We start from the raw sequence: 508 nt of genomic DNA, 5'->3' as shown, positions 1-508 counted from the left end.
AGCGCTTGTGGTAGCCATATTTCGATTTCCAGTATTTGTTGGACCCATACAGTTCTTGACAAGCAACCGCGAGATTACGTGGGTGATATCTTTCCCAGTAAGCTGCATTGGTTCTTGGTGGAATAAGGGGGACAGCTCGCTTAATGCGAATTGCGTTGTAGCAGTCTCGTGTGTCATAAGCACCGTCTGCTGATATTTCAATTCTCTTTCGGTAGGTTTGCTTGAGTAATCTAGGAAGAACTTCAGCATCAGTTACATTGGATAGGCTCAACTCAGCCGCAACAATGTCATGGGTATCTGCATCAACTGCTAAGTGGAGTTTGCGCCACGTCCTGCGTTTGCCGTCAGTACCGTGCTTCTTAACTTTCCACTCCCCCTCACCGTAGACTTTTAGCCCAGTAGCATCAATGGCCAAATGCTTGATGACGCCTCTTGTTTTAGCTTTAAAAGATACATCAACAGACTTTGCTCGTTTGCTGATGCAAGTGTAGTGAGGGCAAACAAGCGG

Annotated in this window: 1 protein-coding gene; it reads right to left on the bottom strand. The window is 46.5% G+C overall.

Annotated elements, in window-relative coordinates:
- Nucleotides 1–508 (bottom strand): IS5 family transposase (locus tag ELS82_RS25905; RefSeq protein WP_134837855.1); only part of this gene is annotated, 508 nt, incomplete at both ends.

Source organism: Vibrio ouci (assembly GCF_004551525.1).
Taxonomy (GTDB): Bacteria; Pseudomonadota; Gammaproteobacteria; order Enterobacterales; family Vibrionaceae; genus Vibrio; species Vibrio ouci.
The sequence above is the reverse complement of the archived record's forward strand: the minus strand, read 5'-3'. Positions and strand labels throughout refer to the sequence as shown.